Origin of the sequence: Pedococcus ginsenosidimutans, from assembly GCF_039544395.1 — a bacterium.
Classification (GTDB): domain Bacteria; phylum Actinomycetota; class Actinomycetes; order Actinomycetales; family Dermatophilaceae; genus Pedococcus; species Pedococcus ginsenosidimutans.
The window spans coordinates 73,963-97,566 of sequence record NZ_BAABLO010000004.1; the positions used below are offsets into that span (position 1 = coordinate 73,963).

Consider the following 23,604-nt stretch of genomic DNA (forward strand, 5'->3'; position numbering starts at 1 on the left):
GACGCCGAGGCCACATCAGTCAGGTCGGAGACCGGGTCGGGCATTCAGGGCGCCGGGCGCCCGCACGTCGTTGCCGTCGAAGCCCGGGCCTGCAGCGCGGGTCGACGAGGTCGTGGGAGGAAGGTCCGCCTGGACGTCGGCGCCGTGCTGCTGACCGGCGCCCCCGGCGAACGACGGCGCCGGCACTGGCGCAACCGGCGCGGGCAGGTCGCCCGGCCACGGCAGGCTCGGGTCGGTGGCGTCGGCCCCGGTCGACGGGGCGGGCCGCGGGGCCGCACGTCCCTCGTCGGCCTGGCCCACCGCAGGTCCGCTGGATGCCGGCTCCCCGGTGACGTCGATGAGCGGGCGCAGACCCGACACCCGGCTCGCGGGTCCCGCGACGCCCTCGTGCCGGTCGCCCGCCCCAACCGGTCGGACCGGCGAGGCGAGGTCCGGGACCGGCTCCGCCGACGGCGTGGAGGGCGAGGAGCTCGAGGGCGACACGAGACCGGGGAGCGGCAGCTCCACCACCGGCCGGGTCCCGACGACGGGGAGCGCGTCGACGACGTCGACGACCACGTCGGTGACGTCACGCACCGGCCGGTCGAGACCCGGCACGACGTCGACGGTCGCGGTCGCCGTCTCGACGGCCTCACCGACGACCGCCCTCACCGTCTGGGTCGTGGCGGCCACGACGGGCCGCAGGCCGGACGCGGCACCGGACGGCGAGGACTCGGGCGTGAGGACACGAATCACGTTGTGCGGCAACGACTTCGACGCTTCCGCGAGCACGCGTACGGGGGAAGCCTCGGTCTCACGTACAGACGAAGCCAGGGCCTCACGTACGGACGGAGCCCCGGTCTCGTGCCGACGGGGTGCGTGTCCGGCACCCGCCCTGGGTGAGCCCGTCGCGGCCGCCTTGGCGGGCGCTTCCTCCGCCGGAAGGGCCCCCGGTGAGCTCGTCCCCGGCCGGTCGGCCGTCGAGCTGGAGCCGCCGGTGGCCGTGGTTGCGGAGGCGTTCGAGGCGCCGGCGGGACGGCCCTGCGCGGTCACGTCGAGGACCGACCCGGTCAGCGACGCCGCCGACCGGACGACGTCCTCGACCGGGTGCTCACTGGCACTCGCCCTGCCCGGGCTGAAGAGGATCCAGGCTGCCGTCAGGAGGGCACCCCACATGACCAGCCTCACCAGGCGGTCAGTGCGCGCGATCCCCCGCATTTCGTCTCCCGAGTTCCCCAGCTCTGAGAAGTACCCGTCCAGTGAAACATCCGCGATCGGGACACGCAACAGCAAACCCGGGCAAACGCGCCTGACACCTACGTCGTACGACGTACCCGGCACACGCCACGGGGCCCGCCCACCAGAGGTGGACGGGCCCCGTCGAGGCACGCGCCGGCGAGGGCGCGTCCTGGGTCAGCCGTTGACGAGCGAGCGCAGGACGTACTGCAGGATGCCGCCGTTGCGGTAGTAGTCCGCCTCGCCGGGAGTGTCGATGCGGACGACGGCGTCGAACTCGACCGGGTCGGCACCCTCACGGGTCGCGACGACCTTCACGGTCTTGGGCGTCGTGCCCTCGTTGAGCGCCGTGATGCCGGTGATGGAGAAGGTCTCCGTCCCGTCCAGGCCCAGGGAGTCTGCGTTCTGCCCGGCGGGGTACTGGAGCGGAATCACGCCCATACCAATGAGATTCGAGCGGTGGATGCGCTCGTAGCTCTCGGCGACGACGGCCTTGACCCCCAGCAGGCGGGTGCCCTTGGCCGCCCAGTCACGCGACGAACCCGAGCCGTACTCCTTGCCCGCCAGGATGACGAGCGGGACGCCGGCCTCCTGGTAGGCAGCTGACGCGTCGAAGATCGTGGTCTGCTCGCCGCCGGCGAGGAAGTTGCGCGTGAAGCCACCCTCGACGCCGTCGAGCAGCAGGTTCTTCAGGCGGATGTTGGCAAAGGTGCCGCGGATCATCACCTCGTGGTTGCCACGGCGCGAGCCGTAGGAGTTGAAGTCCTTGCGCTCGATACCGCGCTCGGCGAGGTACTTGCCGGCGGGGCTGTCGGCCTTGATGGACCCGGCCGGGCTGATGTGGTCGGTCGTGACCGAGTCACCGAGCTTGGCGAGGACCCGCGCACCCTCGACGTCCTCGACCGGCGTCGTGTCCATGCTCATGCCGTCGAAGTACGGGGGCTTGCGGACGTAGGTCGAGTCGTCGGCCCAGTCGAAGGTCTTGCCCTCCGGCGTCGGCAGCGACTGCCAGCGCTCGTCGCCCGCGAAGACGTCGGCGTAGTCCTTGGTGAACATCTCCTTGTTGATGCTCTCCGCGATGGTGCGCTCGACGTCGGCCGGGCTCGGCCACAGGTCCTTGAGGAACACGTCCTTGCCGTCGGTGTCCTGGCCGAGCGGCTGGGCGTCGAAGTCGAAGTCCATGGTGCCGGCGAGGGCGTAGGCGATGACCAGCGGCGGCGACGCGAGGTAGTTCATCTTCACGTCGGGGTTGATGCGGCCCTCGAAGTTGCGGTTGCCCGACAGCACCGAGACGACGGCGAGGTCGTTGTCGTTGATGGCCTTGGAGATCTCGTCCGACAGCGGGCCGGAGTTGCCGATGCACGTCGTGCAGCCGTAGCCGACGAGGTGGAAACCGAGCTTCTCGAGGTAGGGCCACATGCCGGCCTTCTCGTAGTAGTCCGAGACCACCTTCGAGCCGGGCGCCATCGAGGTCTTCACCCACGGGGCCACGGTGAGCCCGCGGTCGACGGCGTTCTTGGCCAGCATCGCCGCAGCCATCATCACCGACGGGTTGGAGGTGTTGGTGCAGGAGGTGATGGAGGCGATCGACACGATGCCGTGGTCGATCTCGAACGTCGCACCCTCGGCCGTGGTGACACTCACCTTCCGCGAGGGGCGGCCCACGCCGTCGCCCTCGTCGGCGGGCTTGGAGCCGCCGTTGGTTCCGTCGGTCGCGCCCTGGGGCGACGGGTCGCTCGCGGGGAAGCTGGTCGCCGGACCGGCGTCGCCCTCGTGGTGCGACACGTAGGTCGGGAGGACCTTGCGGAAGGCGTCCTTGGCGTCGGTGAGCGCGATGCGGTCCTGGGGACGCTTGGGGCCGGCGATGGAGGGGACGACCGTGGACAGGTCGAGCTCGAGGTACTCGGAGTAGCGCGACTCGGGCTGGTCCGGGCCGGCCTGCAGCCACATGCCCTGCTCCTTGGCGTAGGCCTCCACGAGGGCGACCGACTCGTCGGAGCGACCCGTGAGGCGCAGGTACTCCAGGGTCACGTCGTCGATCGGGAAGATGGCGCAGGTGGAGCCGAACTCCGGGCTCATGTTGCCGATGGTGGCGCGGTTGGCGAGCGGCACCGCGCCGACGCCCTCGCCGTAGAACTCCACGAACTTGCCGACCACGCCGTGCTTGCGCAGCATCTCGGTGATCGTGAGGACGACGTCGGTGGCGGTGGCCCCGGACGGGATCGAGCCCGACAGCTTGAAGCCGACCACGCGCGGGATGAGCATCGAGACGGGCTGGCCGAGCATGGCCGCCTCGGCCTCGATGCCGCCGACGCCCCACCCGAGCACACCGAGGCCGTTGACCATCGTGGTGTGCGAGTCGGTGCCGACGCAGGTGTCCGGGTAGGCCACGCCGTCGCGGACCATGACGGTGCGGGCGAGGTGCTCGATGTTGACCTGGTGGACGATGCCGGTGCCCGGGGGGACGACCTTGAAGTCGTCGAACGCCGTCTGGCCCCAGCGCAGGAACTGGTAGCGCTCGCGGTTGCGCTGGTACTCGATCTCGACGTTCTTCTCGAAGGCGTCGGCGCGGCCGAAGACGTCGATGATCACCGAGTGGTCGATGACCATCTCGGCGGGGCTGAGGGGGTTGATCTTCGCGGGGTCGCCGCCGAGCTCGGCGACGGCCTCGCGCATCGTGGCCAGGTCGACGACGCACGGCACGCCGGTGAAGTCCTGCATGATCACGCGTGCGGGCGTGAACTGGATCTCGGTGTCGGGGTCGGCGTTCTCGTCCCAGGAGCCCAGGGCCCGGATGTGGTCGGCGGTGATGTTGGCGCCGTCCTCGGTGCGCAGGAGGTTCTCCAGCAGCACCTTGAGGCTGTACGGGAGGGACTCGGCACCCTCGACCGCGGACAGCCGGTAGATCTCGTAGGACTGGTCGCCGACCGTGAGTTCACCGTGGGCGTTGAAGCTGTTCGTGCTGGCCACTGCCTGCTCCTTCGATGCTCAGTTGTGCGTCACTGCACTCTGCTGGTCGATCTCGATTTATCTTGACGTCAAGATATCACGTTGGTTGTGCGTGGTCAGGTCCGGTCTCGATCCTCGTCCAATGCCGTACGGAGCGAAAGTGGCAGCTCACGTTTGGTGCGCTCCCCCAGCCCCGCGGCGACGTAGGTGATCGTCAGCACGGCGCACAGCAGGCCGTCGCTCGCGCGGTGGATCTCGTGGCGCAGCGTGAAGCTCGTGGAGCCGACGCGGACCGGCCGCACCACGATGTCGGCGCGGTCACCGGCGGCGAGGCTCGCGAGCCACTCGATGTCGGCGTGTCGCACCAGCGGCAACGCGTCCGCCTGCTTCGCCTCCTCCAGGCCGTAGCCGCGCGAGGCCAGGTAGGCGAGGCGGGCGTCGTCGCACCACGCGAGGTACCAGGCGTTGAAGACCACCCCCACCTGGTCGACCTCGTAGAAGTGGACCTCGACGTGGTGGGTGAACGGGACCTGCGCGGGGGCTTCGGGCACGGGGAAGGAGCCTAGGCGACCTCGTCCGCAGTCCGGGGCTCGGGCCGCCCCGCGGCGGGCAGGCACAGCGGCAGCGCGGCGACACACACCACCGCGAGCGCGAGGAAGCCCGCCCCGAACCCCGACGCCGTCGCGATCGCCCCCACCGCGACGGCACCCGTCGCCGTGCCGCCGTCGAAGCCGATGTTCCAGCCGGCACTGGCCACCGGGATGTGCGCACGGTCGACCCGGTGGAAGGCCACCACGAGGGTGAGGTTCTGCAGCCCGCCGTAGGCGACCCCGGCAAGGGCTGCCCCGAGGAGCATCAGCCCGAGGTCTCCCCCACGCTGGGCGCCCCACGCGCAGAGGCAGAGCCCCGCCGCCCCGAGCAGGAGCAGCGGCGCGAGGAACCGCTCGGCGCCGTGGCGGTCGGACAGGTGGCCCGCGCCCCAGCGGCACGCGGCGGTGCCCACCCCCAGGACGAGCAGGACCCACGACGCGTCGGTCGAGTCCACGACCTGCGGCGCGAAGGTGAGCAGCCCTCCCCCTGCCATGGTCACGGCGAAGAGGACGGCGGTCGGCCGCGCGACGGCCCACGCGGTGCGCCGGTCGAGGCGGGGCGCCCCGCCCGCGGGCCGGTCAGCCGGCCCCAGGGCCCGCCCCACGGCGTACGCGAAGGGGGTCGCCAGCACCGGGAGCGCACCGACGGCGAACACCCAGCCGAAGCCCCACCGGTCGGCCACCGCGACGGAGGCGGGCAGCAGGAGGAGGTTGGGGACGGCCACCGCGAGCCCGTAGGCCCCGACGGCAGCGCCCCGGCGAGCGGCAGGCACGAGGTGGGCGACCACGGCAGAGCCGGTGACGGTGATGATCCCGAACCCGACGCCGCGCACCGCGGACAGCGCCAGCACCGGCCCCAGCGCGTCGGAGACGAGGTAGGCCGGCGAGGCGGCGCCCATGAGCAGCACCCCCGCGGCGATGACGGGTCCGTGGCCGAAACGGCGCAGCAGGGCCGGCACCCCCAGCTGGGTCAGCACCGTGGCCGCGAGCAGGACGCCGTTGACCAGTCCCGACCCGGCGGCGTCCGCCCCACCCCGCGCGGCCCACAGCGGGGCGACCGAGAGCAGCGCGGCGTACCCGCTGAACCCGAACACCGACACCAGGCCGAGCGCGGGCATGCCCGGGAAGGCCCAGACCGACCCCGGGGACGCCCCGCCCGACCCCTTGCCCGTCACCGCTCGAACAGCGCGACGCACTCCACGTGGTGCGTCATGGGAAAGGCGTCGAACGCCCGCAGCCCGCTGAGCCGGTAGCCGGCCTCCAGGAACGAGGCGGTGTCGCGGGCGAGGGCGGCGGGGTCGCACGCGACGTAGGCGACGGCTCGTGGCTCGAGCGCCACCACCTGGGCCACGACGTCCTTGCCCGCTCCGGTCCGGGGCGGGTCGAGGACGACGACGTCGGCGCGTAGCGGCAGCAGGGGGTGGCGCCGCAGCTTGCGCGACCGCTGGGCACGCGAGCCGGGGCCCGAGCGCTTGGGGCGGGCCACGCCGAAGGCGTCGTCCACACGGGCCCGCAGGGCCAGGACCGACGGCCGGGCGGCGAGGTTGGCTGCAGCGGCGGCCACGGCGTCGCCGTCGGACTCGACGGCGACGACCTTGCCACCCGGTCCCACGGACTCGGCGAGCGCCGCGGCGAACAGTCCGACACCCGAGTACAGGTCGAGCGCGGTCTCCCCCTCCCGAGGGGCGAGCGCCTCCAGCGCCGCGTCGACGAACGTCGCCGCCGCGCCGGGGTGGACCTGCCAGAACCCGCGCGCCGACACCTGGAAGTCGCCGGTGAAGCGGTGGCCGGCGACGTGCTCGACCACCGTGGGGGGCCCGTCCTCGCCGACTGCCGCACCTGCTGCGGGGACGGGTACGACGACCGGCTCACCGGTCGAGGGGGCGACCACGTCGACCGCCTGGGACCCCGACCAGTCCCGGCCGAGGACCCCGGTGGCCACGACCCGGTCGTCGGCGATGAGACAGGTGTCGACGGGGAGGACGGAGTGCGAGCGGTGGCGACGCAGGCCCGCGCGCCCCGACTCGTCGACCGCGAACTCGACCCGAGTGCGCCAGCCGAGCCCGTCGACGTCCCCCGGTACGGGCTCGACCACGACGTCCACGTCCAGGTGGGCGAGGCGTGAGAACTGCTCCCGGACCACGGCGGCCTTGAGCTCACGCTGGTGGCCCAGCTCGACGTGCTGGAAGTCGCAGCCACCGCACAGGCCGGGTCCGGCGAACCGGCACGGTGGCTGCACCCGGTGGTCGCTGGCCACGAGCACCTCGACCGCGTCGGCCCGCACGAAGCGCTGGCCCTCCTTCGCCTCGGTCACCACGGCTCGGACCCGCTCCCCCGGCAGGGCGTGGCGCAGGAAGACCACGCGCCCCTCGTACCGGGCGATGCAGAAGCCGCCGTGCGCCACCGGGCCGACCTCGACCTCGACGACGTCGCCGACCTCGACCTGCCCCGTGGGCTGGCCCTCGGCGTCCGGGTGGTTCGGCGTCACTGGCCGAGGCGGACCGAGCCCGCGGTGGGCCCGTCGAAACGCTCTTCCTGGCCCTCGGAGGAGGCGAGCTGCCACGGGACGCTGGCGACCATGACACCCGGGGTGAAGAGCAGGCGTCCCTTGAGGCGCAGGGCGCTCTGGTTGTGCAGGACCTGCTCGTACCACTTGCCCAGGACGTACTCGGGGATGTAGACGACCACGACGTCGCGGGGGTGTCCGGAGCGCAGCGACTTCACGTAGTCGACCACCGGCCGGGTGATCTCGCGGTAGGGCGAGTCCAGGGCCTTCAACGGCACCGGGATGTCACGGCGGTCCCACTCGTCCTGCAACACCTTGGTCTCGTCGGGCTCGACGTTGACCGTGATGGCCTCGAGCTTGGACGGGCGGGTGGCCCGTGCGTAGGCGAGGGCGCGCAGCGTCGGCTTGTGGATCTTGGACACGAGCACGATGGCGTGGACCCGGCTCGGGAGCATCTGCGCGTCGAGGTCGTCGTCGAGCACGCGGAGCTCGGCACGCACCCGCTCGTAGTGCCGGTGGATCCCGAGCATGAGGAAGAAGAGGACGACCATGGCGGCGATGGCGTACCCGGCTCCGTGCACGAACTTGGTGAGCAGCACCACGACGAGCACGATCCCCGACATCGTTGCGCCGATGGCGTTGATGACCCGGCTGCGCTGCATGCGGGTGCGCTCGGCACGGTCGCGCTCGAGCCGCAGGTGCCGGTTCCAGTGGCGGATCATGCCGGTCTGGCTCAGCGTGAACGACACGAAGACGCCGACGATGTAGAGCTGGATCAGCTTGGTGACCTCGGCGTGGTAGAGCACGATCAGGAACGCCGCGGCCCCGGCGAGGATGAGGATGCCGTTGGAGAACGCGAGCCGGTCACCACGGGTGTGCAGCTGGCGGGGCAGGTAACCGTCCTTGGCCAGGATCGAGCCCAGGACCGGGAAGCCGTTGAACGCGGTGTTGGCCGCGAGGATGAGGATGAGGCCGGCGACGATGGACACCACGATCACGCCCGGGTGGAAGCCGGAGAAGACGGCCTTGGAGACCTGCCCCATGATCGTGTCCTGGACGTAGCCGTCGCCGACCGGCTTGCCGTCGCGCAGGAGCTGGGTGGCGGGGTTCTCGGCGTACTTCACCCCGGTCCACTTGGCCAGGGTGAGCATCGACATGAGCATGGTGATGGCGATGACGCCCATGAGGAGCAACGTCGTGGCGGCGTTGCGGCTCTTGGGCTTCTTGAACGCCGGCACACCGTTGGAGATGGCCTCGACCCCTGTCAGCGCGGCACAGCCGGACGAGAACGCCCGCAGCAGCAGGAACAGCATCGCGAAGCTGCCGAGGCTCTCGTACCCCGTCTCCGGCGCCAGCGTCAGCCGCGCGCTCTCGGCGTCGGGGAGGCTGCCGGTCGCCTCACGGACGACCCCGACGATGCCCATCCCGATCACGCTCAGCATGAACAGGTAGACGGGCACGGCGAACGCCTGGCCCGACTCCCGGACGCCGCGCAGGTTCATGGCGGTGAGCAGCACCACCAGGGCGACCGCGACGACCACCTCGTGGCCGCGGATGAACGGCAGCGCCGCGGCGGCGTTCTGCACGCCCGAGGAGATGGACACCGCGACGGTGAGGACGTAGTCGACGAGCAACGCCGCGGCGACCGTGAGCCCGGCCTTCGGGCCGAGGTTGGTGTTGGCCACCTCGTAGTCACCGCCACCGGAGGGGTAGGCGTGCACGTTCTGGCGGTAGGAGGCGACCACCACGAGCATGACCGCGACGACGCACAGGCCGATCTGCCACGAGTGGGTCAGGGCCAGCACACCGCCCGCGAGTCCCAGGGTCAGGAAGATCTCGTCCGGGGCGTAGGCCACCGACGACAGCGCGTCGCTCGCGAAGATGGGGAGGGCGAGCTTCTTGGGGAGCAGTGTCTCGCCGAGCCGGTCGCTGCGCATCGCGCGACCGACGAGCACCCGCTTGAGGACGCGTCCTGAGGTTGCCACGGCGAACACTCTAGGCGTCGCGAAGGGGTGCTGCGTGCGTGCCGCGGCTCACCGTGCCAGGGTGCGCGGGCGTGGTGCGCGTCGGTGTAGCGTCCCTGTCGTGCACTTCGTGATCATGGGCTGCGGCCGCGTCGGGTCCTCCCTCGCGCTGAGCCTCGAGAGCCAGGGCCACGACGTGGCGGTCATCGACCAGGAGGAGTCCGCGTTCCGGCGCCTGGGCTCGGCGTTCGAGGGGAGCCGGGTGACCGGCGTCGGCTTCGACCGCGACACCCTCATCGAGGCCGGCATCTCCGACGCCTACGCGTTCGCGGCGGTCTCCAGCGGTGACAACTCCAACATCCTCGCCGCCCGGGTCGCGCGCGAGACGTTCGGCGTCGAACACGTCGTCGCCCGCATCTACGACCCCGGCCGAGCCGAGGTCTACCAGCGCCTCGGCATCCCCACCGTCGCCACGGTGAAGTGGACGTCCGACCAGATGCTGCGTCGCCTCCTGCCCCAGGGCCACGTGCCCGAGCTCGTCGACCCGTCGGGCAAGGTCGTCATCGCCGAGGTGACCGTCAACCCGGGCTGGGTCGGCCGCCTGGTCAGCGAGCTCGAGGACGCCACCGGCACGCGCGCCGCCTACCTCACCCGCCTGGGGTCCGGCATCCTGCCGACGGCCGACACCGTGTTCCAGGAGGGCGACCTCATCCACCTCGCGACCCTCGCGGCGGAGCTGCCCGCCGTCGAGCGCACCCTCGACGCCCCTCCCGTCCCGTCCGGGCACTGAGCCACAAAGGAATCCCGCATGCGCGTCGTCATCGCCGGAGCAGGGAGCGTCGGACGCTCCATCGCCCGCGAGCTGCTGCACAACGGCCACCAGGTCCTGCTCATGGACAAGGAGCGCAAGGACATCCAGTCCAGCCGCGTGCCCGAGGCCAACTGGCTGCTCGCCGATGCGTGCGAGATCACGGCGCTGCACGAGGCCGGGCTGGCCGAGTGCGACGTGGTCGTCGCAGCGACCGGCGACGACAAGGTCAACCTCGTGGTGTCACTGCTGGCCAAGACCGAGTTCGGCGTCCCCCGCACGGTCGCCCGGGTCAACAACCCGAAGAACGAGTGGATGTTCGACGAGGCCTGGGGCGTGGATGTCGCCGTGTCGACGCCCCGTCTCATGACGGCCCTCGTCGAGGAGGCCGTGAGCATCGGCGACCTCGTGCGGATCTTCCAGTTCCAGCAGGGCAAGGCGACCATGGTCGAGCTCACCCTGCCGGCCGACAGCCCCTACGCGGGCAAGCGGGTCGGCGACGTCGACTTCCCCGGTGAGACCGTGCTCGTCGGCATCATCCGCGAGGACCACCCCATCGCCCCGAGCCGCGACGACTCCCTTGAGCCGCACGACGAGCTGCTGTTCATCTCGACCCCCGAGTTCGAGGACGACCTCGAGGCCATGCTCAGCCCGGGGCAGCGCAACCCGCGCGGCGAGGCCTGACCCCAGACCTCCTCAGGGCTCGAGCGGCTCGCGCTCGGGCAGCGCGTGGCGGTGGTGCTCGACGTGGTGCCCGTCCGGGGCCGGAACCTCCTGTGCGGTCTCGCCCCGCACCAGCATCAGGCCCATGGCGGCCAGGCCCACGAGCCAGAGCGGCCAGCCGAGCGCGACCTTGCACACGCCGAGCCACCCCACCTCCCCGGCGAAGTAGAGCGGCAGCATGATCGCCACGCGGACGGCGTACATCACCACGAGCACCATGGTGAGCCGCTGGCAGACGCGGACGAGCCCGCGGTCGCGGTGCCAGGCGAACGGGTCCTCGGTGGCGCGCGGGTCGCCGGCCCCGACCATGAAGCCCACGAGCGGCCACCGCGTCACCACCGACACGAGGGCACCCACCCCCCAGGCCGCGCTCGTGAGGATCCCGGGCAGGAAGGCGTCCTGGGCCCGGCCGCTGCGCAGGGCGAAGAACGCGGCGATACCCGTGGCGACGGCCGCCGACCCGACGAACTGCAGGCTCTGCCGCTGGACGAGGCGCAGCACCGCCAGCACGGCGATGCCGGCACCCGCGGCGACCACCGCGGTGCGCACCTCGTGGGTCAGGGTCCACACGGCGACGAAGACCACCGTCGGCAGCGCGGTCTCGACGGAGCCGCGCCAGCCCCCGAGGGCCCTGGACAGCCGCTGGCGGATGACCTCCTCGACGGTGGCCTGCACCTCGTGGTCAGTGTGCACGCAGCGGGACGATCTCGTAGGCGGGGTTGAAGATGGTGGGGATGCCCCGGTAGTAGGTCACGCGGCCGTTGGCGCGCAGGTAGGTCCCCGGCTGGATCCCGGCGATGGAGCGCCGGCCCAGCCAGACCAGGTTGATGGTGCGGCTGCCGTCGTAGAGGTCGATCACCAGCGCCGGGACGTTGACGCGCGGTCGGAGCGTGACCGCCCGCACCGTCCCGGAGACGGTCGCCTCCTGGCGGTCGCGAAGGTCGCACATCGGGGTGCACCCGAGGCGGGCGGCGTCCTCCTGCAGCTCGTCGGCCTCCATCTGGGTGACCGACTTGGTCAGCCGCTCCCCCAGCCTCGCCAGGGCCGACTTGTGGTCCCTGGCCTCGCGCGTCGTGGTGGTCGTGCTCTTCCCAGCCATGGCTGCCTACCTGACCTCGGTGATCTCTGGTCCGCGCTCGAACGGCTTGAGGTCGTCGGCACGGACCCCGGTGGGGCCCTCGTCGCCGTCGTGGTCGTGGTCGTGGTCGTGCTCGGGGGCCGCGGCATCCGGCTGGGCGGGCAGGGTGAGGGGCAGCATCTCCCGGGGCGCCATCGCGCTGTCGCCACGGACGACCACGGCGTCGCGCACGACGTCGAGCAGCGGGGCTGCGGCCTCGTCGTCGATCGCAGCGCGCCCGGAGAACACCGCGCGCAGGAACCAGCGGGGCCCGTCGACCCCGGCGAACCGGGCGGGGGCGAAGACGGTGCGGCCGTCAGGGCCGGCCGACGGCATCCGCGTGCGCAGCTCGGTGCCGAGCGGACCGCGCACCTCGTCGGCGGTGCCGCCCTGGTCGAGGATGGACTCGGCGATCTCGGCGCGGATCTCGTCCCAGATGCCCATGGTCTTCGGGGCCGCGAACGCCTGGATCTGCACGGCGGAGTCCGCGAGGACCGCGGTGGCGCCGACGACCTGGTCGGCAGCCTCGTCGACCTCCAGCCGCAGCTCCATGCCGGCCACGCCGCGGATGCGCAGGGCCCCGAGGTCGAGGCGGCCGTCGTCGGAGGTGTCGACCCCGCTGCTGTCGAACGGGCCGCGCCCGACGGCCTCGGACGCCGCCTCAGGCTGGTCGCCGGTCCGGCCGAGGTCGCCGGTGGCGTCCTCGGAGGCGCTCTGGCCGTCAGCGTCCTGGGCGTCGGTGGGCTCGACGGCCGAGCCGGTGCCGGCGACCTGTCCGGCCTCGTCGGCCGGTTCGGTCTTCTTGCCCCGTCGGAAAAATGCCACTGGTCAGTCAGTCCTTCGTCGTCTGGTTGTGGGTGCCGAAGCCGCCACTGGACCCGTGTCCAGTGTCCCCCCGGGAGGTGTCTTCGAGCGAATCCACCTCGATGAACTCGGCGCGGGCCACCTGCTGGACCACGAGCTGGGCGATCCGGTCGCCCCGCCGCACACTGAACGGCTCGCGCGGGTCGAGGTTGACCAGGTTGACCAGGACCTCGCCGCGGTAGCCGGAGTCCACGGTGCCCGGTGCGTTGACGATGGTCACCCCGTGCCGCGCGGCGAGGCCGGAGCGCGGGTGCACCAGGCCGACGTACCCGTCGGGAAGGGCCAGGGCCACCCCGGTCGGGACCAGGGACCGCTCACCGGGGGCGAGCGTCACGTCGGTGGCGGCATGGAGGTCGGCGCCGGCGTCACCGTCGTGCGCGTAGGAGGGCACCGGGAGGTCGGGGTCGAGCCGCCGCAGCGGCACCGGTACGCGGATAGGGCCAGTCACGTGGACCGACCCTATCCGGTGTTGCCTCGTCTCAGGCTGCGCACTCCCGGCACACCATCTGCCCGTTGACCTCCTTGGCCAGCTGGCTGCGGTGGTGGACCAGGAAGCAGCGCGAGCACGTGAACTCGTCGTACTGCCGCGGGATGACCCGGACGGAGAGCTCCTCCCCGGACAGGTCGGCGCCGGGGAGCTCGAAGCCCTCGGCCTGCTCGGTCTCGTCGACGTCGACGCTGGACGCGCTCTTGTCGACCCGGCGGGACTTCAGCTCCTCGATCGAGTCCTCGGACAGCTCGTCATCGGTCTTGCGCGGCGCGTCGTAGTCAGTCGCCATATTCGCTGTCGCTCTCCCTCTTCTGTCGCATCAGTCGTCCTCCCGGTGATCGGGAAGACGAGTCGCCGGTGTCAACGCTGACCATCGTGGTTTTGTGCCCACCGCCGGCGGGGATTGTGCCCTATCCGTGAGGTGGAGTCATCCCAGGGTCCACGGACCGCACCGCAACCCCCTCAGCAGCGCCTCAGAACCGCCCCCGAACCCTCCCAGAACGGTCCCCGGGCCACCCCCGCACCACCTCTGGGGCGGGTCTCGGTTCACCCAAGATTCACCCATGGGGCGCAACCCGGACTGGGTCCTGACGCGTCTGTGCGTCTAGAGTCCTGACCTCCACGTCAGCGAACTGCCCACCCGAACCGACTCGTCCCACGACTCAGAGAGGGGTGCACCATGACCGAGTTCCACACCGAGATCACCCGCCGCGCCAGCCGCGCGGTGCAGAACCTGCGGACCGCCCAGGAGACCGGCGACGACTACCTCGCCACCGTCCAGGAGGCCGAGCTGGAGAACCTCGCCCGGCTCGCCTCGGAGCACGGCCTGCGCATCCCCGAGCTCTCCGGCTACCACGCCGCCTGACCTCCACCCCGAGGTCCACACCCGAGGTCCACACCCGACGTCCACACCCGACGTCCACGCCTGACGTCCCCGACTGACGGCACGGCCCCACCACCCCGGGGGCCGGCTCCTACTCCTCCCCGGCCACCTCGACCGCACGGCGCACCAGCTCCGAGAGCTCTCCGTGCAGCGGCGCCGCCGCCCCCACGACCAGCGCCGGGTCCGGCGCACCGCCGTCGAGCCCGGTGAACAGCCCGCCGGACTCGGTGAGCACCAGCCACGCCGCGGCCAGGTCCCACGGGTTGAGCCCGCGCTCGAAGTAGCAGTCGAGCGTGCCGAGGGCCACCGAGCAGATGTCCAGCGCCGCGCTCCCGATGCGCCGGATGTCGCGCACGTGCGGCAGGACCTCCGTGAGCACGCGCGCCTGCCACAGGCGGCGCTCCGCGCCGTACCCGAACCCGGTGCCGGCGAGCGCCTGTCCGAGCCGGGGCGGCTGCGCGACCCCCAGGGGTCGCGACGTGCCCTCGCCGACACGCAGGTGGGCACCGCCGCCCAGGCGGGCGTGGAACAGCTGGCCGCTGACGGGGTTGACCACCGCGCCGGCCACCGGCCGCCAGGCACCGGGGGTCGTCGGGTCACCGACGACCGCGGCGACGGACACGGCGTACGCGGGGATGGCGTAGAGGTAGTTGACGGTCCCGTCGATGGGGTCGACGACCCACGTGACGCGCGAGCGCCCGCTCGTGCCGGGCTCCTCCTCGCCCAGGAAGCCGTCCTGCGGGCGTGCCTCCTGCAGCCGCGTCCGGATCAGCTCCTGCGCGCGCTGGTCCATCACCGTGACGACGTCCGTCGCCGAGGACTTCGTGCTGGCGACGCCGAGGTCGGCGGGGCGCTCGTCGACGATGAGCCGCCCGGCCTCGAGGGCGACGGCGACCGCGAGCTCCTCGAACGTGCGCAGCTCCTCCTCCCCCGGGACGGTCAGACCCGCCGGGTCGGTGGTGGTCACCCTCAGTCCTGGCCGCACAGGGCCGGCTTGGCCGTGCGCAGGTTGGGGCAGCAGCCCGGGGCGCACGTCGAGCGCAACGGGGTGGTGCCCGGCCAGGACGGCTGGGCCGGCTGCTCGCCGCGGGCGACCGCCGCGCGCTCCTCGACGAGGTCGACCAGACCGGAGACGAACTCGGGGTCGACGCCGACGGTGGGCACTCGGACGAGCCGCAGCCCGAGCTCGTCGGCCGTCGCCGCCGCCTCGGTGTCGAGGTCGTAGACGACCTCCATGTGGTCGGACACGAACCCGATGGGGGCCACGACGACCGTGGTCGCACCCTCGGCCGCCAGCTCCTCGAGCCGGTCGTTCACGTCGGGCTCGAGCCACGGCTGGCTCGGGGGCCCCGACCTGGAGCAGAAGACGAGCTCGCCGCTCAGGTCGGTGTCGAGGGTGGCGTTGACCTCGTCGGTGATCACTGCCCCGAGGGCCGCGTGCTGGCGGGAGTAGGCGTGGCCCACCTCGTCGCCCGGCCCCGAGGTCTCGTCCATGGCGGTGGGGATGGAGTGGGTCACGAAGAGCAGCCGCACGTCGGCCGCGTCGGTGCCTCCACGCAGGACCTCGCGCACGGCCTCGGTCACCAGCCGGCTGTTGGTCCGGGAGAAGCCGGGGTGGTTGGCGTAGGTGCGGATCTTGTCGACGGCGATGTCGATGCCGGAGGCGGCGACCGCCTCCGTGGCAGCGGCGAGGTCCTCGCGGTACTGCCGGCAGGACGAGTAGCAGGAGTAGGCGCTGGTCATGACCGTGACGAGCCGGGTCAGGCCCTGCTCGTGGGCCTCGCGCAGGGCCTCGTCGACGAAGGGCGTGAAGTTGCGGTTGCCCCAGATCACCGGCGTGTCGATCTCCCGGCGGTCGAGCTCGGCCCGCAGCGCGGCGATGAGGGCGCGGTTCTGGTCGTTGATGGGGCTGCGGCCACCGAAGCCGTAGTAGTGCTCGCCGACCTCCTCGAGCCGCTCGTCGGGGATGTTCTTCCCCGCGGTCACCGTGCGCAGGAACGGCAGGACGTCCTCGGGCTTCTCGGGGCCGCCGAAGGACAGCAGGAGGATCCCGTCGTAGGGGTCGAGCGGGCGGGGGTCAGGGCTCACGTGAGGTCTCCGGTTCGCAGGGGCTTGGGGGCGTGGACGTCGAGCACGACCGCCACCATCCGCACGGCGAAGACCAGGGCGACACAGCCCCAGATCACCAGCGGGGTGACGACGTCGAAGTGGTGGGCGGTCACGACCAGGGCCGACCCCAGCAGGGCCGGCAGGGCATACATCTCGCGGCGCAGGACCTCGGGCACCTGCCCGGCGAGGACGTCACGGACGATGCCGCCACCGACCGCGGTGATGCCACCCACGATGACGGAGGTCAGCGGGTCCATGCCCGCGCCGAGCGCCTTGAGTGAGCCGCCGATGGCGAAGACCGCGAGGCCCGCCGCGTCGAGGACCCGGACGAAGCGCGAGATGCGCTCCACACCCGGGTGGTAGAGGAAGGTGACCAGGCCCGCGACCAGGGCGCTGGTCAGCAGGCGCCAGTCGGAGATGCCCACCGGGGGTGTGTGGCCGATGAGGAGGTCGCGCAGCACGCCGCCACCGAGGGCGGCGGCGCCGGCGAGGACGAGCACCCCGAAGAGGTCGAGCCGCTTCTTCACCGCCACCAGCCCACCGGACAGGGCGAACGCGAAGACGCCGACCAGGTCGAGGGCCAGCTGGAGGTGGGTGTCGAGGGTGAGCATCGCGAGTCAAAAGTACCCTCGCGGCGTGGTCGCTTCCTCGGCGAGGTCGGGGGTGGCAGAGTCCACCCTGATGTGGCGATACGGGAGAAGGCAATGCGCGACCTGCGGCTGATCGGTGTCCATGAGGACGGCCAGCGGTTGCTGCTGTCCGACGCGGAGGGCGAGCAGTACGGCGTTCCCCTCGACGAACCCCTGCGAGCGGCGGTGCGCCGCGACCGGCCGCGCCTCGGCCAGCTGCAGATCGAGATCGACGGCGGCCTGCGCCCGCGCGACGTCCAGGCGATGATCCGCGCCGGCCTCAGCGCCGAGGAGGTCGCCGACCGCTCGGGCTGGCCGGTGGAGAAGGTCCGCCGCTACGAGGGACCGATCCTCGCCGAGCGCGAGTACGTCGCCGGGCTGGCCCGCGCCGTACGCCTCCGCGGCCGTGGCGGCGCCGGCTCCACGACCCCCACCCTGTCCGCCAGGGTCAGCACCCGCCTGTCCGGGCGCGGCGTCGACCCCGCCTCCGCCGAGTGGGACTCCGCCCGCAGCGAGAGCGGCGAGTGGACCGTCGTGCTGACCTTCCCGGCCGGCGGACGGGAGCGGCAGGCGCGCTGGCAGTTCGACGTCCAGGCCCGCACCGTGACCGCCTCCGACGACGAGGCCCGCTGGCTCAGCGAGGAGGACACCGCAGGCGGTGCCTCTCCCCTGCCGACCCCGCACCTGGTGTCGACGCCCGTGCGCGCCACGACCGTGTACGACGTGGAGGCCGAGGGTGGCGTCCAGGCCAGCAGCCCTCGCCGTCCGGCGCCGCCGCGCGGCGAGGAGCCCCTCGACCTGATGAGCGCCATGCGGGAGCGTGCCTCGCACCGGGGACGCCCGCGCCGTCGCAAGGGCCAGCCGTCCCAGACCCCCGGCGACGCGTCACCGCGCGAGGACGCCCTCCCCCTCGAGGACCTCGCCTACGACCCCGAGACCATGCCGCCCCCGCCGGCGGCCCGTGGGCCACACCCCCTCGACCCCACGCCCGGCACGGGCTCGGTGGGTGACGACGTCCTGCCCGCCGCTGCTGCCGAGGCCGACGACCTCGCTGACGAGGCCGTCGAGGACCCCGGCACCGAGCACCAGGACCTCGAGCACCACGACCTCGAGGAGCACACGGCGACGGACGCCGGCCTTGCCGGAGCGGCCCGCGAGGATGTCGTCCCCGAGGACGTCACGGAGGCGGGTTCGCAGGAGCCCGAGGACCTCAATGACGTGGCTGTCGAGGACGTCGAGCCGGAGCCGGACCCGAAGCCGGTCAAGGCTGCGTCCGACCGTCCCCGGCCGGCCAAGAAGTCCGGGCGGCGCAGCGTGCCCAGCTGGGACGACGTGATGTTCGGGGCCAAGCCCCGCGACTGAGCCCCCGCGACCAAGCCCGGCGGCTCACGCCGTACGGTCGCGCCTCAGCAGGGCGGGACCGGGCAGAGGTCCAGGTCGAAGGGCAGCACGTCCGGGGAGGACGCGGCGGCGCGTGCGGCGGCGGAGTTCATCCGGCGCATGAAGTGGCGCCGGCAGAGCACCTCGTACTCCACGAGCGTCTCGGTGCCGGCCTTGGTGTCGCCGACGACCACCTGCTCGCCCTCGACGACCATGGCGCCGTCGACGACGCGGGCGTTGTGGGTGGCCCGGCGACCGCACCAGCACAGCGCCTCGACCTGGAGCACCTGCACCTTGTCGGCCAGCTCGATCATGCGCCGCGACCCGGGGAACAGCTGGGTCCGGAAGTCGGCCGTGATGCCGAAGGCGAAGACGTCGATCCCCATCTCGTCGACGAGCCGCGCGAGTTGCTCGACCTGCGCGGGTGTGTAGAACTGCACCTCGTCGCAGATGAGGTAGTCGATGCGCAGGCCACTGGTGGCGTGCTCGACGACGGCGTCCCAGAAGTCGAGCTCGTCGCCCACCTCGTGGGCGGGGGTCGACAGCCCGAGCCGTGAGGACAGCACGTCGGTGCCGGCCCGGTCGAGCTTGGTGTAGATGATCCCGGACCGCCCACGGGCCCGGTGGTTGTGGTCCATCTGGAGCGCAAGGGTCGACTTGCCGCAGTCCATGGTCCCGGAGAAGAAGACGAGCTCAGCCACGAGCGACCACCCTAGGCGGTGTCCTTCGCCGGGACGTGGAAGAGGGGTATGGCGGACTCCTCCGGTGTCAGAGAGCCGTGCAGCCCGACGAGGGCCAGCAGCTGGGGCCGGGCGCGCCTGGAGTCGACGATGGCGAAGTTGTCGCGCATGGCCACGACCACGTCGCCGATGCGGGCCAGGTTGCCCTCGCTGACCGGTCCGAACCAGCCCTGGGCGACGGCGTCCTCCCGGGTGCGGATCCAGGCGCGCTCGGCCACCCGCTCGGTCCAGGTGTGGAAGACGTCGGTGGCAGCACCGGGCTCGCAGTAGAGCTGCAGGGCCCGGGCCTCTCCCCCGACGTGGCGCACGCCGGCAGCCAGCTCGGGGTCATGGGCCAGGTCGATGCGCAGGGCGTGCGGTGCGTCCACCATGCCGTGGTCGGCGGTGACGTAGACGGCGGTGTCGGACGGCACGGACCGGCACAGGCGCGCGAGCTCGGCATCGATCGCCTCGAGCTCGTCGCCCCATTCCCAGGACTGGCAGCCGTGGACGTGCCCGACCTTGTCGAGGTCGCCCCAGTACAGGTAGACGAGCGAACGCTTGGCGGCCCTGAGCGCGGCCAGCGAGGCGTCGACCCGGGCGGCGAGCCCGTCGGCCGCGCGGAACCTCCCACCGCGCACCGCCGCGATGGTCAGCCCGGAGCCGTCGAAGAACGCGGGGCCCACCCGGGTCACCTCGACCCCGTCGCGCTCGGCGTGCTCGAAGACGGTGGCCTGGGGCTGCCAGCGCAGCGGGTCCGGGCCGTCCTCCCACGAGAGCTCGTTGACCAGCCGGTCCTCGCCGGGGACGAGCACCTCGTAGCCGAGCAGCCCGTGGCTGCCCGGCGGCAGGCCGGTGCCGAACGTGCCCATGGACGTCGCCGTCGTCGACGGGAAGCCCGCACTGATGCGGTGGGCTGCGGGCAGCAGCGAGCGCAGGAACGGTGCGTGCCCACCGCGGCGACGGATCAGCTCGTAGCCCAGCCCGTCGACGAGGACCACGACGGCACGGCGCGCCGGGCCGAACTCCAGCGCCGCGGCGACCGGCGACGCGCCGTCACCGTCGGCGAGCCCGGCAGCGGGGGCTCCCGCGTGGCCGTCGGCGCCAACGGACGCGAGCGACCCCGCATACCGCTGCACCCCGAGGCTCGCGGCCACGGCCGGCAGGACGCCGGCGAGGCCGGCGGCGTCGTACCGCGGTGGGAACAGTCCCTCGTGTGGCATGGGCTAGGGCATCGCCTTGGACGTGGGCACGGCCCTAGCTGCCGATGCTGGTCGAGAGGGCCTGGGCGAAGTCGAGGGCCTGCTGCAGCGCGGTCTCGCCCTCGGCGTCGGCGCTGATGCGCAGCGAGATGTCGTCGGAGGCGACACTGCCCTCGTAGCCGTGGTCGGCGTCGCAGTCGGGGTCGGCGCAGGAGGCCGGCATCAGGTCGATCCGGCTGACCGCGCCCCAGCCGAGCGTGAGCGTGATCTCACGGCCCAGCGAGCCCGGCTGGTACTCCTGCGGGCGCGACACCACGTGGGTGACCATCACGCCACGGACGGCGCTCAGCGGCACGCTCTCGGTGGTCGCGGTGGCGACGTCCTCGTGGCCAGGTCGCTCGTCGGTGTGGTCGTCGGCGTGCGCGATGACCAGCCGCGAGCCGGTCAGGGCGAGGACGGTGATGTGCCGGCGGACCGCGTCGTGGTCGAACGTCGTCTCCTGGTGCACGAGGTGCGAGACCACCGCGTCGCCGCCGAGGGCGGCCTGCACGACGTCACCGACCAGGCTCGGGTAGTAGCCGGCCTGCTCGATGGCCCGGGTCAGGTCGTCCGGCAGCGCCAGGCGTCCTGCGGAGCGGTGCGAGGAGGTAGGGCCCATACCGGCCATCTTGCCCTACCCGGCCCCATGGCGCCGGGGGCCGGGTCCCTGCCACGGCCGCCAGGGCCGGCGCCCGGGGCGGCTAGGTCAGGCTGCGGCGGCCGGGGTCCTTCCGGCGTGTCGTCGGGGCGACGACCACCTCGGCACCGAGGACGTCGACCCCGGACGTCTGGGCGTTGACGGGGTTGAGCACGAGGCTGGACACCTCGGGCAGGTTGTCGGCGAGCACCGAGACCCGGGCGACCAGGTCGGCGAGCGCGGCCCGGTGCACCGGCGCCGCGCCGCGGTGGCCGTGGAGCATCGGGGACGCCTTGACCGAGGAGATGAGGTCGGAGACGTCGACGTCGGTGAGCGGCGGGATGCGGTGGCCGATGTCGCCGAGCAGGTCGGTGGGCGGGCCGGCGATGCTGAACGACACGACGGGGCCGAACAGCGGGTCCTCGTCGCTGCGCACGACGCACGAGACCCCGGGGGTCGCCATCCGCTGCACGACGAAGGTGTTGGCCGACAGCGGCGCCAGCCGCTCGGTCAGGGCACCGAACGCCTCGCGCACCTGGGCGTCGGAGCGCAGGTCGACCCGGATGCCGCTCAGGCCGGGCTGGTGGCGCATCAGCGGCGCCACCGACTTGATGACCACGGGGTAGCCGACGGCGTTCGCGGCCGCCACGGCCTCCTCGACCGTGCGCACCGGGACGCTGCCCCACAGCTCGATGCCGTAGGCAGCGAGAAGCTCGGTGACCTCCTGGTGGGTGAGCCGGCGGCCCTCCGGCGCCTCGGCGAGCACCCGGTCGACCAGGGCGCTGGCTGCCTCGCGGTCGATGCCGACCGGTCCGACCGGCACCCCGTGGTCGCGGGCCCGCCACTCGGCGTACCGCGTCGCGGCGGCGAGCGCGCGCACGGCGTCCTCCGGCATGGCGTAGGCGGGGACGACCTCCACGCGTCCCCCGCCCCGCTGGTCCGAGAGCCGCTCGAGCACGCCGCGCATGCCGAGGAAGGTCGCCAGGCACGGCTTGTCGGACGCGATCGCCGCGTCGCGCACCGCGGTGGCGACCTCCTCGTCCTGGGTGACCAGGGGTGGGATGAAGCAGGTGAGGACGCTGTCGACGTCGGCGTCGGCGAACGCGTCCGCGAGCGCCTCGGCGAACTGCTCCCCCGTGGCGTCGCTCGGCAGGGACACCGGCCCGTGGGCGACCTCCAGGCCCCAGCTGACGCAGGCCTCGGCGGTCAGCGCGCCGAGGGCGTCGGAGTTGCCGACGATGGCCACACGGTTGCCCTGCGGCAGCGGCTGGTGCACGACGAGCTGGGCCACGTCGAACATCTGGTGGACGTTCTCGACCCTGATGACACCGGCCTGGCGCAGCATCGAGTCGAACGCCTCGGGCCGCACCCGCGTGGTGCGCGCCCGGTGGCCCGGCGGCACGCCGTACGTCGACACCCCCGACTTCACCACGATGACCGGCTTGGTCGTCGCCAGCCGACGGGCGATGCGGGAGAACTTGCGCGGGTTGCCCATGGACTCGAGGTAGAGGCCGACGGCGTCGGTGTCCTCGTCGTCGATCCAGTACTGCATGAAGTCGTTGCCGGACACGTCGACGCGGTTGCCGGCCGAGGCGAACACGGAGATGCCCAGGCCCCGCCTGGCCGCCGACGCCAGCACCGCGATGCCGAGGGCCCCGCTCTGGGCGAAGAGCCCGAGACGCCCCGGCGGCGGCAGCTCGGGCGCCAGCGAGGCGTTGAGCCGCACGCTCGGGTGGTTGTTGATGACGCCGAAGGAGTTGGGGCCCAGGACGCGCATGCCGGCGCCCCGCGCGGTGGCGAGCAGCTCGCGCTGCAGGTCCTCGCCGTCGGGACCGGCCTCGGCGAACCCGGCCGACACCACCAGCAGGGTCTTGACCCCGGCGTCGGCGCAGTCGGCCACCACCTCGAGGACCTCGTCGGCCGGGACGGCGACGACCGCGAGGTCGACCTCGCCGGGGATCTCCGAGACGCGCGCGTGGGCCGGCAGGCCGAGGACCTCCATGGCCTCGCGGTTGACGGCGTGGACGGCGCCGTTGAAGCCGGCGGCCTGGATGTTGGCCAGGATGTGGTGGCCGATGGAGTCGGTGCGACGGCTCGCGCCCACGACCGCGATCGAGTCGGGGAACAGCACCGAGTGCATGCTGACCGACTCGGCGCGGTGCTCACGCGACAGGCGGACCGCCTCGGACCGCTCCGTCGGCTGGATGCGGAAGCTGAGCGAGACCACGCCGTCCTCGAAGCGGCGCGCCACCTCGTACCCCGCGTCGGCGAAGACCGAGATCATCTTGCGGTTCTGCGGGAGCACCTCCGCGGTGAACTCCTGCACCCCCGCCTCCCACGCGATGACGGCGAGGTGCTCGAGCAGCACCGACCCGATGCCGCGCCCCTGGTAGGAGTCGGAGATGTTGAACGCGACCTCGGCGCTGGTGGGGGTGATCCGGTCGTAGCGCCCGATGCCGATGATGTCGCCCCGCACGGTCGCCACCAGGGCCACGCGGTCGTGGTAGTCCACGTTGGTGAAGCGCGTGACGTCGCGGTCGCTGAGCTTGCGCAGGGGCGCGAAGAAGCGCATGTAGATCGACTCGTCGGACTGCCCGGCGTGGAACCGGTGGACGGCGTCGACGTCGTTCGGCGTGATCGGGCGGATGTGGGCCACCGAGCCGTCCCGCAGCACGACGTCCGCCTCCCACTCCGTGGGGTACCCGGCAGGGCGCGCCTGGGTCGCGGTCATCGGGCCCCACTCGCAACCAGCGTCGCGGCCTCGGTCATGGGGGAAAGCA

At 72.5% G+C, this 23,604-nt stretch carries 22 protein-coding genes; 4 read left to right on the plus strand and 18 right to left on the minus strand.

What is annotated here, in order from left to right; all coding sequences use genetic code 11:
* Nucleotides 1-15: 15 nt before the first annotated feature.
* From ABEA42_RS05150 to ABEA42_RS05175, 6 genes are all read right to left on the minus strand, one after another.
* Nucleotides 16-735, minus strand: a complete 720-nt coding sequence (locus ABEA42_RS05150) for a hypothetical protein (RefSeq protein ID WP_345501609.1) — start codon at nucleotides 733-735, stop codon at nucleotides 16-18.
* 657 nt (nucleotides 736-1,392) lie between these two features.
* On the minus strand, nucleotides 1,393-4,185 hold the full coding sequence (locus tag ABEA42_RS05155; RefSeq protein WP_345501611.1) for an aconitate hydratase: 2,793 nt from the start codon (nucleotides 4,183-4,185) through the stop codon (nucleotides 1,393-1,395).
* Between the two features lie 95 nt (nucleotides 4,186-4,280).
* On the minus strand, nucleotides 4,281-4,715 hold the full coding sequence (locus ABEA42_RS05160) for an acyl-CoA thioesterase (RefSeq protein WP_345501612.1): 435 nt from the start codon (nucleotides 4,713-4,715) through the stop codon (nucleotides 4,281-4,283).
* Between the two features lie 11 nt (nucleotides 4,716-4,726).
* Complete coding sequence (locus tag ABEA42_RS05165; RefSeq protein WP_345501614.1) at nucleotides 4,727-5,929, minus strand: MFS transporter; 1,203 nt, start codon at nucleotides 5,927-5,929, stop codon at nucleotides 4,727-4,729.
* Nucleotides 5,926-7,242, minus strand: a complete 1,317-nt coding sequence (locus tag ABEA42_RS05170) for a class I SAM-dependent RNA methyltransferase (RefSeq protein WP_345501615.1) — start codon at nucleotides 7,240-7,242, stop codon at nucleotides 5,926-5,928. Before ABEA42_RS05170 ends, ABEA42_RS05165 begins: the two co-directional genes overlap by 4 nt.
* A complete protein-coding gene (locus tag ABEA42_RS05175; RefSeq protein ID WP_345502595.1) occupies nucleotides 7,239-9,197 on the minus strand; it encodes an APC family permease in 1,959 nt (652 codons plus the stop codon). The genes ABEA42_RS05170 and ABEA42_RS05175 overlap by 4 nt, the downstream gene beginning before the upstream one ends.
* A 148-nt stretch (nucleotides 9,198-9,345) precedes the next feature.
* Between ABEA42_RS05175 and ABEA42_RS05180 the strand changes: the two genes are divergently transcribed.
* Nucleotides 9,346-10,014, plus strand: a complete 669-nt coding sequence (locus tag ABEA42_RS05180; protein ID WP_345501616.1) for a potassium channel family protein — start codon at nucleotides 9,346-9,348, stop codon at nucleotides 10,012-10,014.
* Nucleotides 10,015-10,032: 18 nt separating this feature from the next.
* A complete protein-coding gene (locus tag ABEA42_RS05185) occupies nucleotides 10,033-10,716 on the plus strand; it encodes a potassium channel family protein (RefSeq protein WP_345501617.1) in 684 nt (227 codons plus the stop codon).
* 12 nt (nucleotides 10,717-10,728) lie between these two features.
* Here ABEA42_RS05185 and ABEA42_RS05190 read toward each other — a convergent pair whose 3' ends face one another.
* From ABEA42_RS05190 to ABEA42_RS05210, 5 genes are read right to left on the minus strand one after another with little or no spacing between them, the layout of a single operon-like run.
* Nucleotides 10,729-11,448 carry a DUF3159 domain-containing protein gene (locus ABEA42_RS05190; RefSeq protein ID WP_345501618.1) on the minus strand — a complete coding sequence of 240 codons (720 nt, stop codon included), beginning with the start codon at nucleotides 11,446-11,448 and terminating at the stop codon, nucleotides 10,729-10,731.
* Nucleotides 11,438-11,854 (minus strand): OB-fold nucleic acid binding domain-containing protein, encoded by a 417-nt coding sequence (locus ABEA42_RS05195; protein ID WP_425571985.1) that lies wholly within the window; start codon nucleotides 11,852-11,854, stop codon nucleotides 11,438-11,440. The genes ABEA42_RS05190 and ABEA42_RS05195 overlap by 11 nt, the downstream gene beginning before the upstream one ends.
* A 6-nt stretch (nucleotides 11,855-11,860) precedes the next feature.
* A complete protein-coding gene (locus ABEA42_RS05200; protein WP_345501619.1) occupies nucleotides 11,861-12,697 on the minus strand; it encodes a DUF3710 domain-containing protein in 837 nt (278 codons plus the stop codon).
* 7 nt (nucleotides 12,698-12,704) lie between these two features.
* Nucleotides 12,705-13,184 (minus strand): dUTP diphosphatase, encoded by a 480-nt coding sequence (gene dut, locus ABEA42_RS05205; protein WP_345501620.1) that lies wholly within the window; start codon nucleotides 13,182-13,184, stop codon nucleotides 12,705-12,707.
* Between the two features lie 31 nt (nucleotides 13,185-13,215).
* Complete coding sequence (locus ABEA42_RS05210) at nucleotides 13,216-13,515, minus strand: DUF4193 domain-containing protein (protein WP_056883993.1); 300 nt, start codon at nucleotides 13,513-13,515, stop codon at nucleotides 13,216-13,218.
* 390 nt (nucleotides 13,516-13,905) lie between these two features.
* Between ABEA42_RS05210 and ABEA42_RS05215 the strand changes: the two genes are divergently transcribed.
* Entirely contained in the window at nucleotides 13,906-14,091 is a 186-nt protein-coding gene (locus tag ABEA42_RS05215) for a hypothetical protein (protein ID WP_345501621.1), read from the plus strand.
* Between the two features lie 109 nt (nucleotides 14,092-14,200).
* Here the strand turns inward: ABEA42_RS05215 and ABEA42_RS05220 are convergent, their stop codons facing one another.
* From ABEA42_RS05220 to ABEA42_RS05230, 3 genes are read right to left on the minus strand one after another with little or no spacing between them, the layout of a single operon-like run.
* Nucleotides 14,201-15,076: an inositol monophosphatase family protein gene (locus ABEA42_RS05220; protein ID WP_345501622.1), complete on the minus strand. Its 876-nt coding sequence runs from the start codon at nucleotides 15,074-15,076 to the stop codon at nucleotides 14,201-14,203.
* Nucleotides 15,077-15,078: 2 nt separating this feature from the next.
* Entirely contained in the window at nucleotides 15,079-16,197 is a 1,119-nt protein-coding gene (locus tag ABEA42_RS05225; protein ID WP_345501623.1) for a ferrochelatase, read from the minus strand.
* Nucleotides 16,194-16,829 carry a trimeric intracellular cation channel family protein gene (locus tag ABEA42_RS05230; RefSeq protein ID WP_345501624.1) on the minus strand — a complete coding sequence of 212 codons (636 nt, stop codon included), beginning with the start codon at nucleotides 16,827-16,829 and terminating at the stop codon, nucleotides 16,194-16,196. Before ABEA42_RS05230 ends, ABEA42_RS05225 begins: the two co-directional genes overlap by 4 nt.
* Nucleotides 16,830-16,922: 93 nt before the next feature.
* Between ABEA42_RS05230 and sepH the strand changes: the two genes are divergently transcribed.
* Nucleotides 16,923-18,209 carry a septation protein SepH gene (sepH, locus tag ABEA42_RS05235; protein ID WP_345501625.1) on the plus strand — a complete coding sequence of 429 codons (1,287 nt, stop codon included), beginning with the start codon at nucleotides 16,923-16,925 and terminating at the stop codon, nucleotides 18,207-18,209.
* A 44-nt stretch (nucleotides 18,210-18,253) separates the two neighbouring features.
* On the opposite strand, the gene ABEA42_RS05240 is transcribed toward sepH, so the two are convergent.
* The 4 genes from ABEA42_RS05240 to ABEA42_RS05255 form a co-directional block, all read right to left on the minus strand.
* Nucleotides 18,254-18,928, minus strand: coding sequence for a thymidine kinase (locus ABEA42_RS05240; RefSeq protein ID WP_345501626.1), 675 nt, complete (start codon nucleotides 18,926-18,928; stop codon nucleotides 18,254-18,256).
* An 11-nt stretch (nucleotides 18,929-18,939) separates the two neighbouring features.
* Entirely contained in the window at nucleotides 18,940-20,169 is a 1,230-nt protein-coding gene (locus tag ABEA42_RS05245) for an alkaline phosphatase family protein (protein WP_345501628.1), read from the minus strand.
* A 34-nt stretch (nucleotides 20,170-20,203) separates the two neighbouring features.
* Nucleotides 20,204-20,806 carry a DUF5998 family protein gene (locus ABEA42_RS05250; protein ID WP_345501629.1) on the minus strand — a complete coding sequence of 201 codons (603 nt, stop codon included), beginning with the start codon at nucleotides 20,804-20,806 and terminating at the stop codon, nucleotides 20,204-20,206.
* Nucleotides 20,807-20,888: 82 nt separating this feature from the next.
* Nucleotides 20,889-23,555, minus strand: coding sequence for a bifunctional acetate--CoA ligase family protein/GNAT family N-acetyltransferase (locus ABEA42_RS05255; RefSeq protein WP_345501630.1), 2,667 nt, complete (start codon nucleotides 23,553-23,555; stop codon nucleotides 20,889-20,891).
* Nucleotides 23,556-23,604: the final 49 nt, after the last annotated feature.

Coding starts and splice junctions, on each gene's coding strand:
- sepH (WP_345501625.1), top strand. CDS start 16,923: ATGCGCGACCTGCGGCTGATCGGTGTCCATGAGGACGGCCAGCGGTTG.
- ABEA42_RS05210 (WP_056883993.1), bottom strand. CDS start 13,515: ATGGCGACTGACTACGACGCGCCGCGCAAGACCGATGACGAGCTGTCC.
- ABEA42_RS05185 (WP_345501617.1), top strand. CDS start 10,033: ATGCGCGTCGTCATCGCCGGAGCAGGGAGCGTCGGACGCTCCATCGCC.
- ABEA42_RS05245 (WP_345501628.1), bottom strand. CDS start 20,169: ATGCCACACGAGGGACTGTTCCCACCGCGGTACGACGCCGCCGGCCTC.
- ABEA42_RS05195 (WP_425571985.1), bottom strand. CDS start 11,854: ATGGCTGGGAAGAGCACGACCACCACGACGCGCGAGGCCAGGGACCAC.
- ABEA42_RS05255 (WP_345501630.1), bottom strand. CDS start 23,555: ATGACCGCGACCCAGGCGCGCCCTGCCGGGTACCCCACGGAGTGGGAG.
- ABEA42_RS05230 (WP_345501624.1), bottom strand. CDS start 16,829: ATGCTCACCCTCGACACCCACCTCCAGCTGGCCCTCGACCTGGTCGGC.
- ABEA42_RS05175 (WP_345502595.1), bottom strand. CDS start 9,197: ATGCGCAGCGACCGGCTCGGCGAGACACTGCTCCCCAAGAAGCTCGCC.
- ABEA42_RS05215 (WP_345501621.1), top strand. CDS start 13,906: ATGACCGAGTTCCACACCGAGATCACCCGCCGCGCCAGCCGCGCGGTG.
- ABEA42_RS05250 (WP_345501629.1), bottom strand. CDS start 20,806: ATGGGCCCTACCTCCTCGCACCGCTCCGCAGGACGCCTGGCGCTGCCG.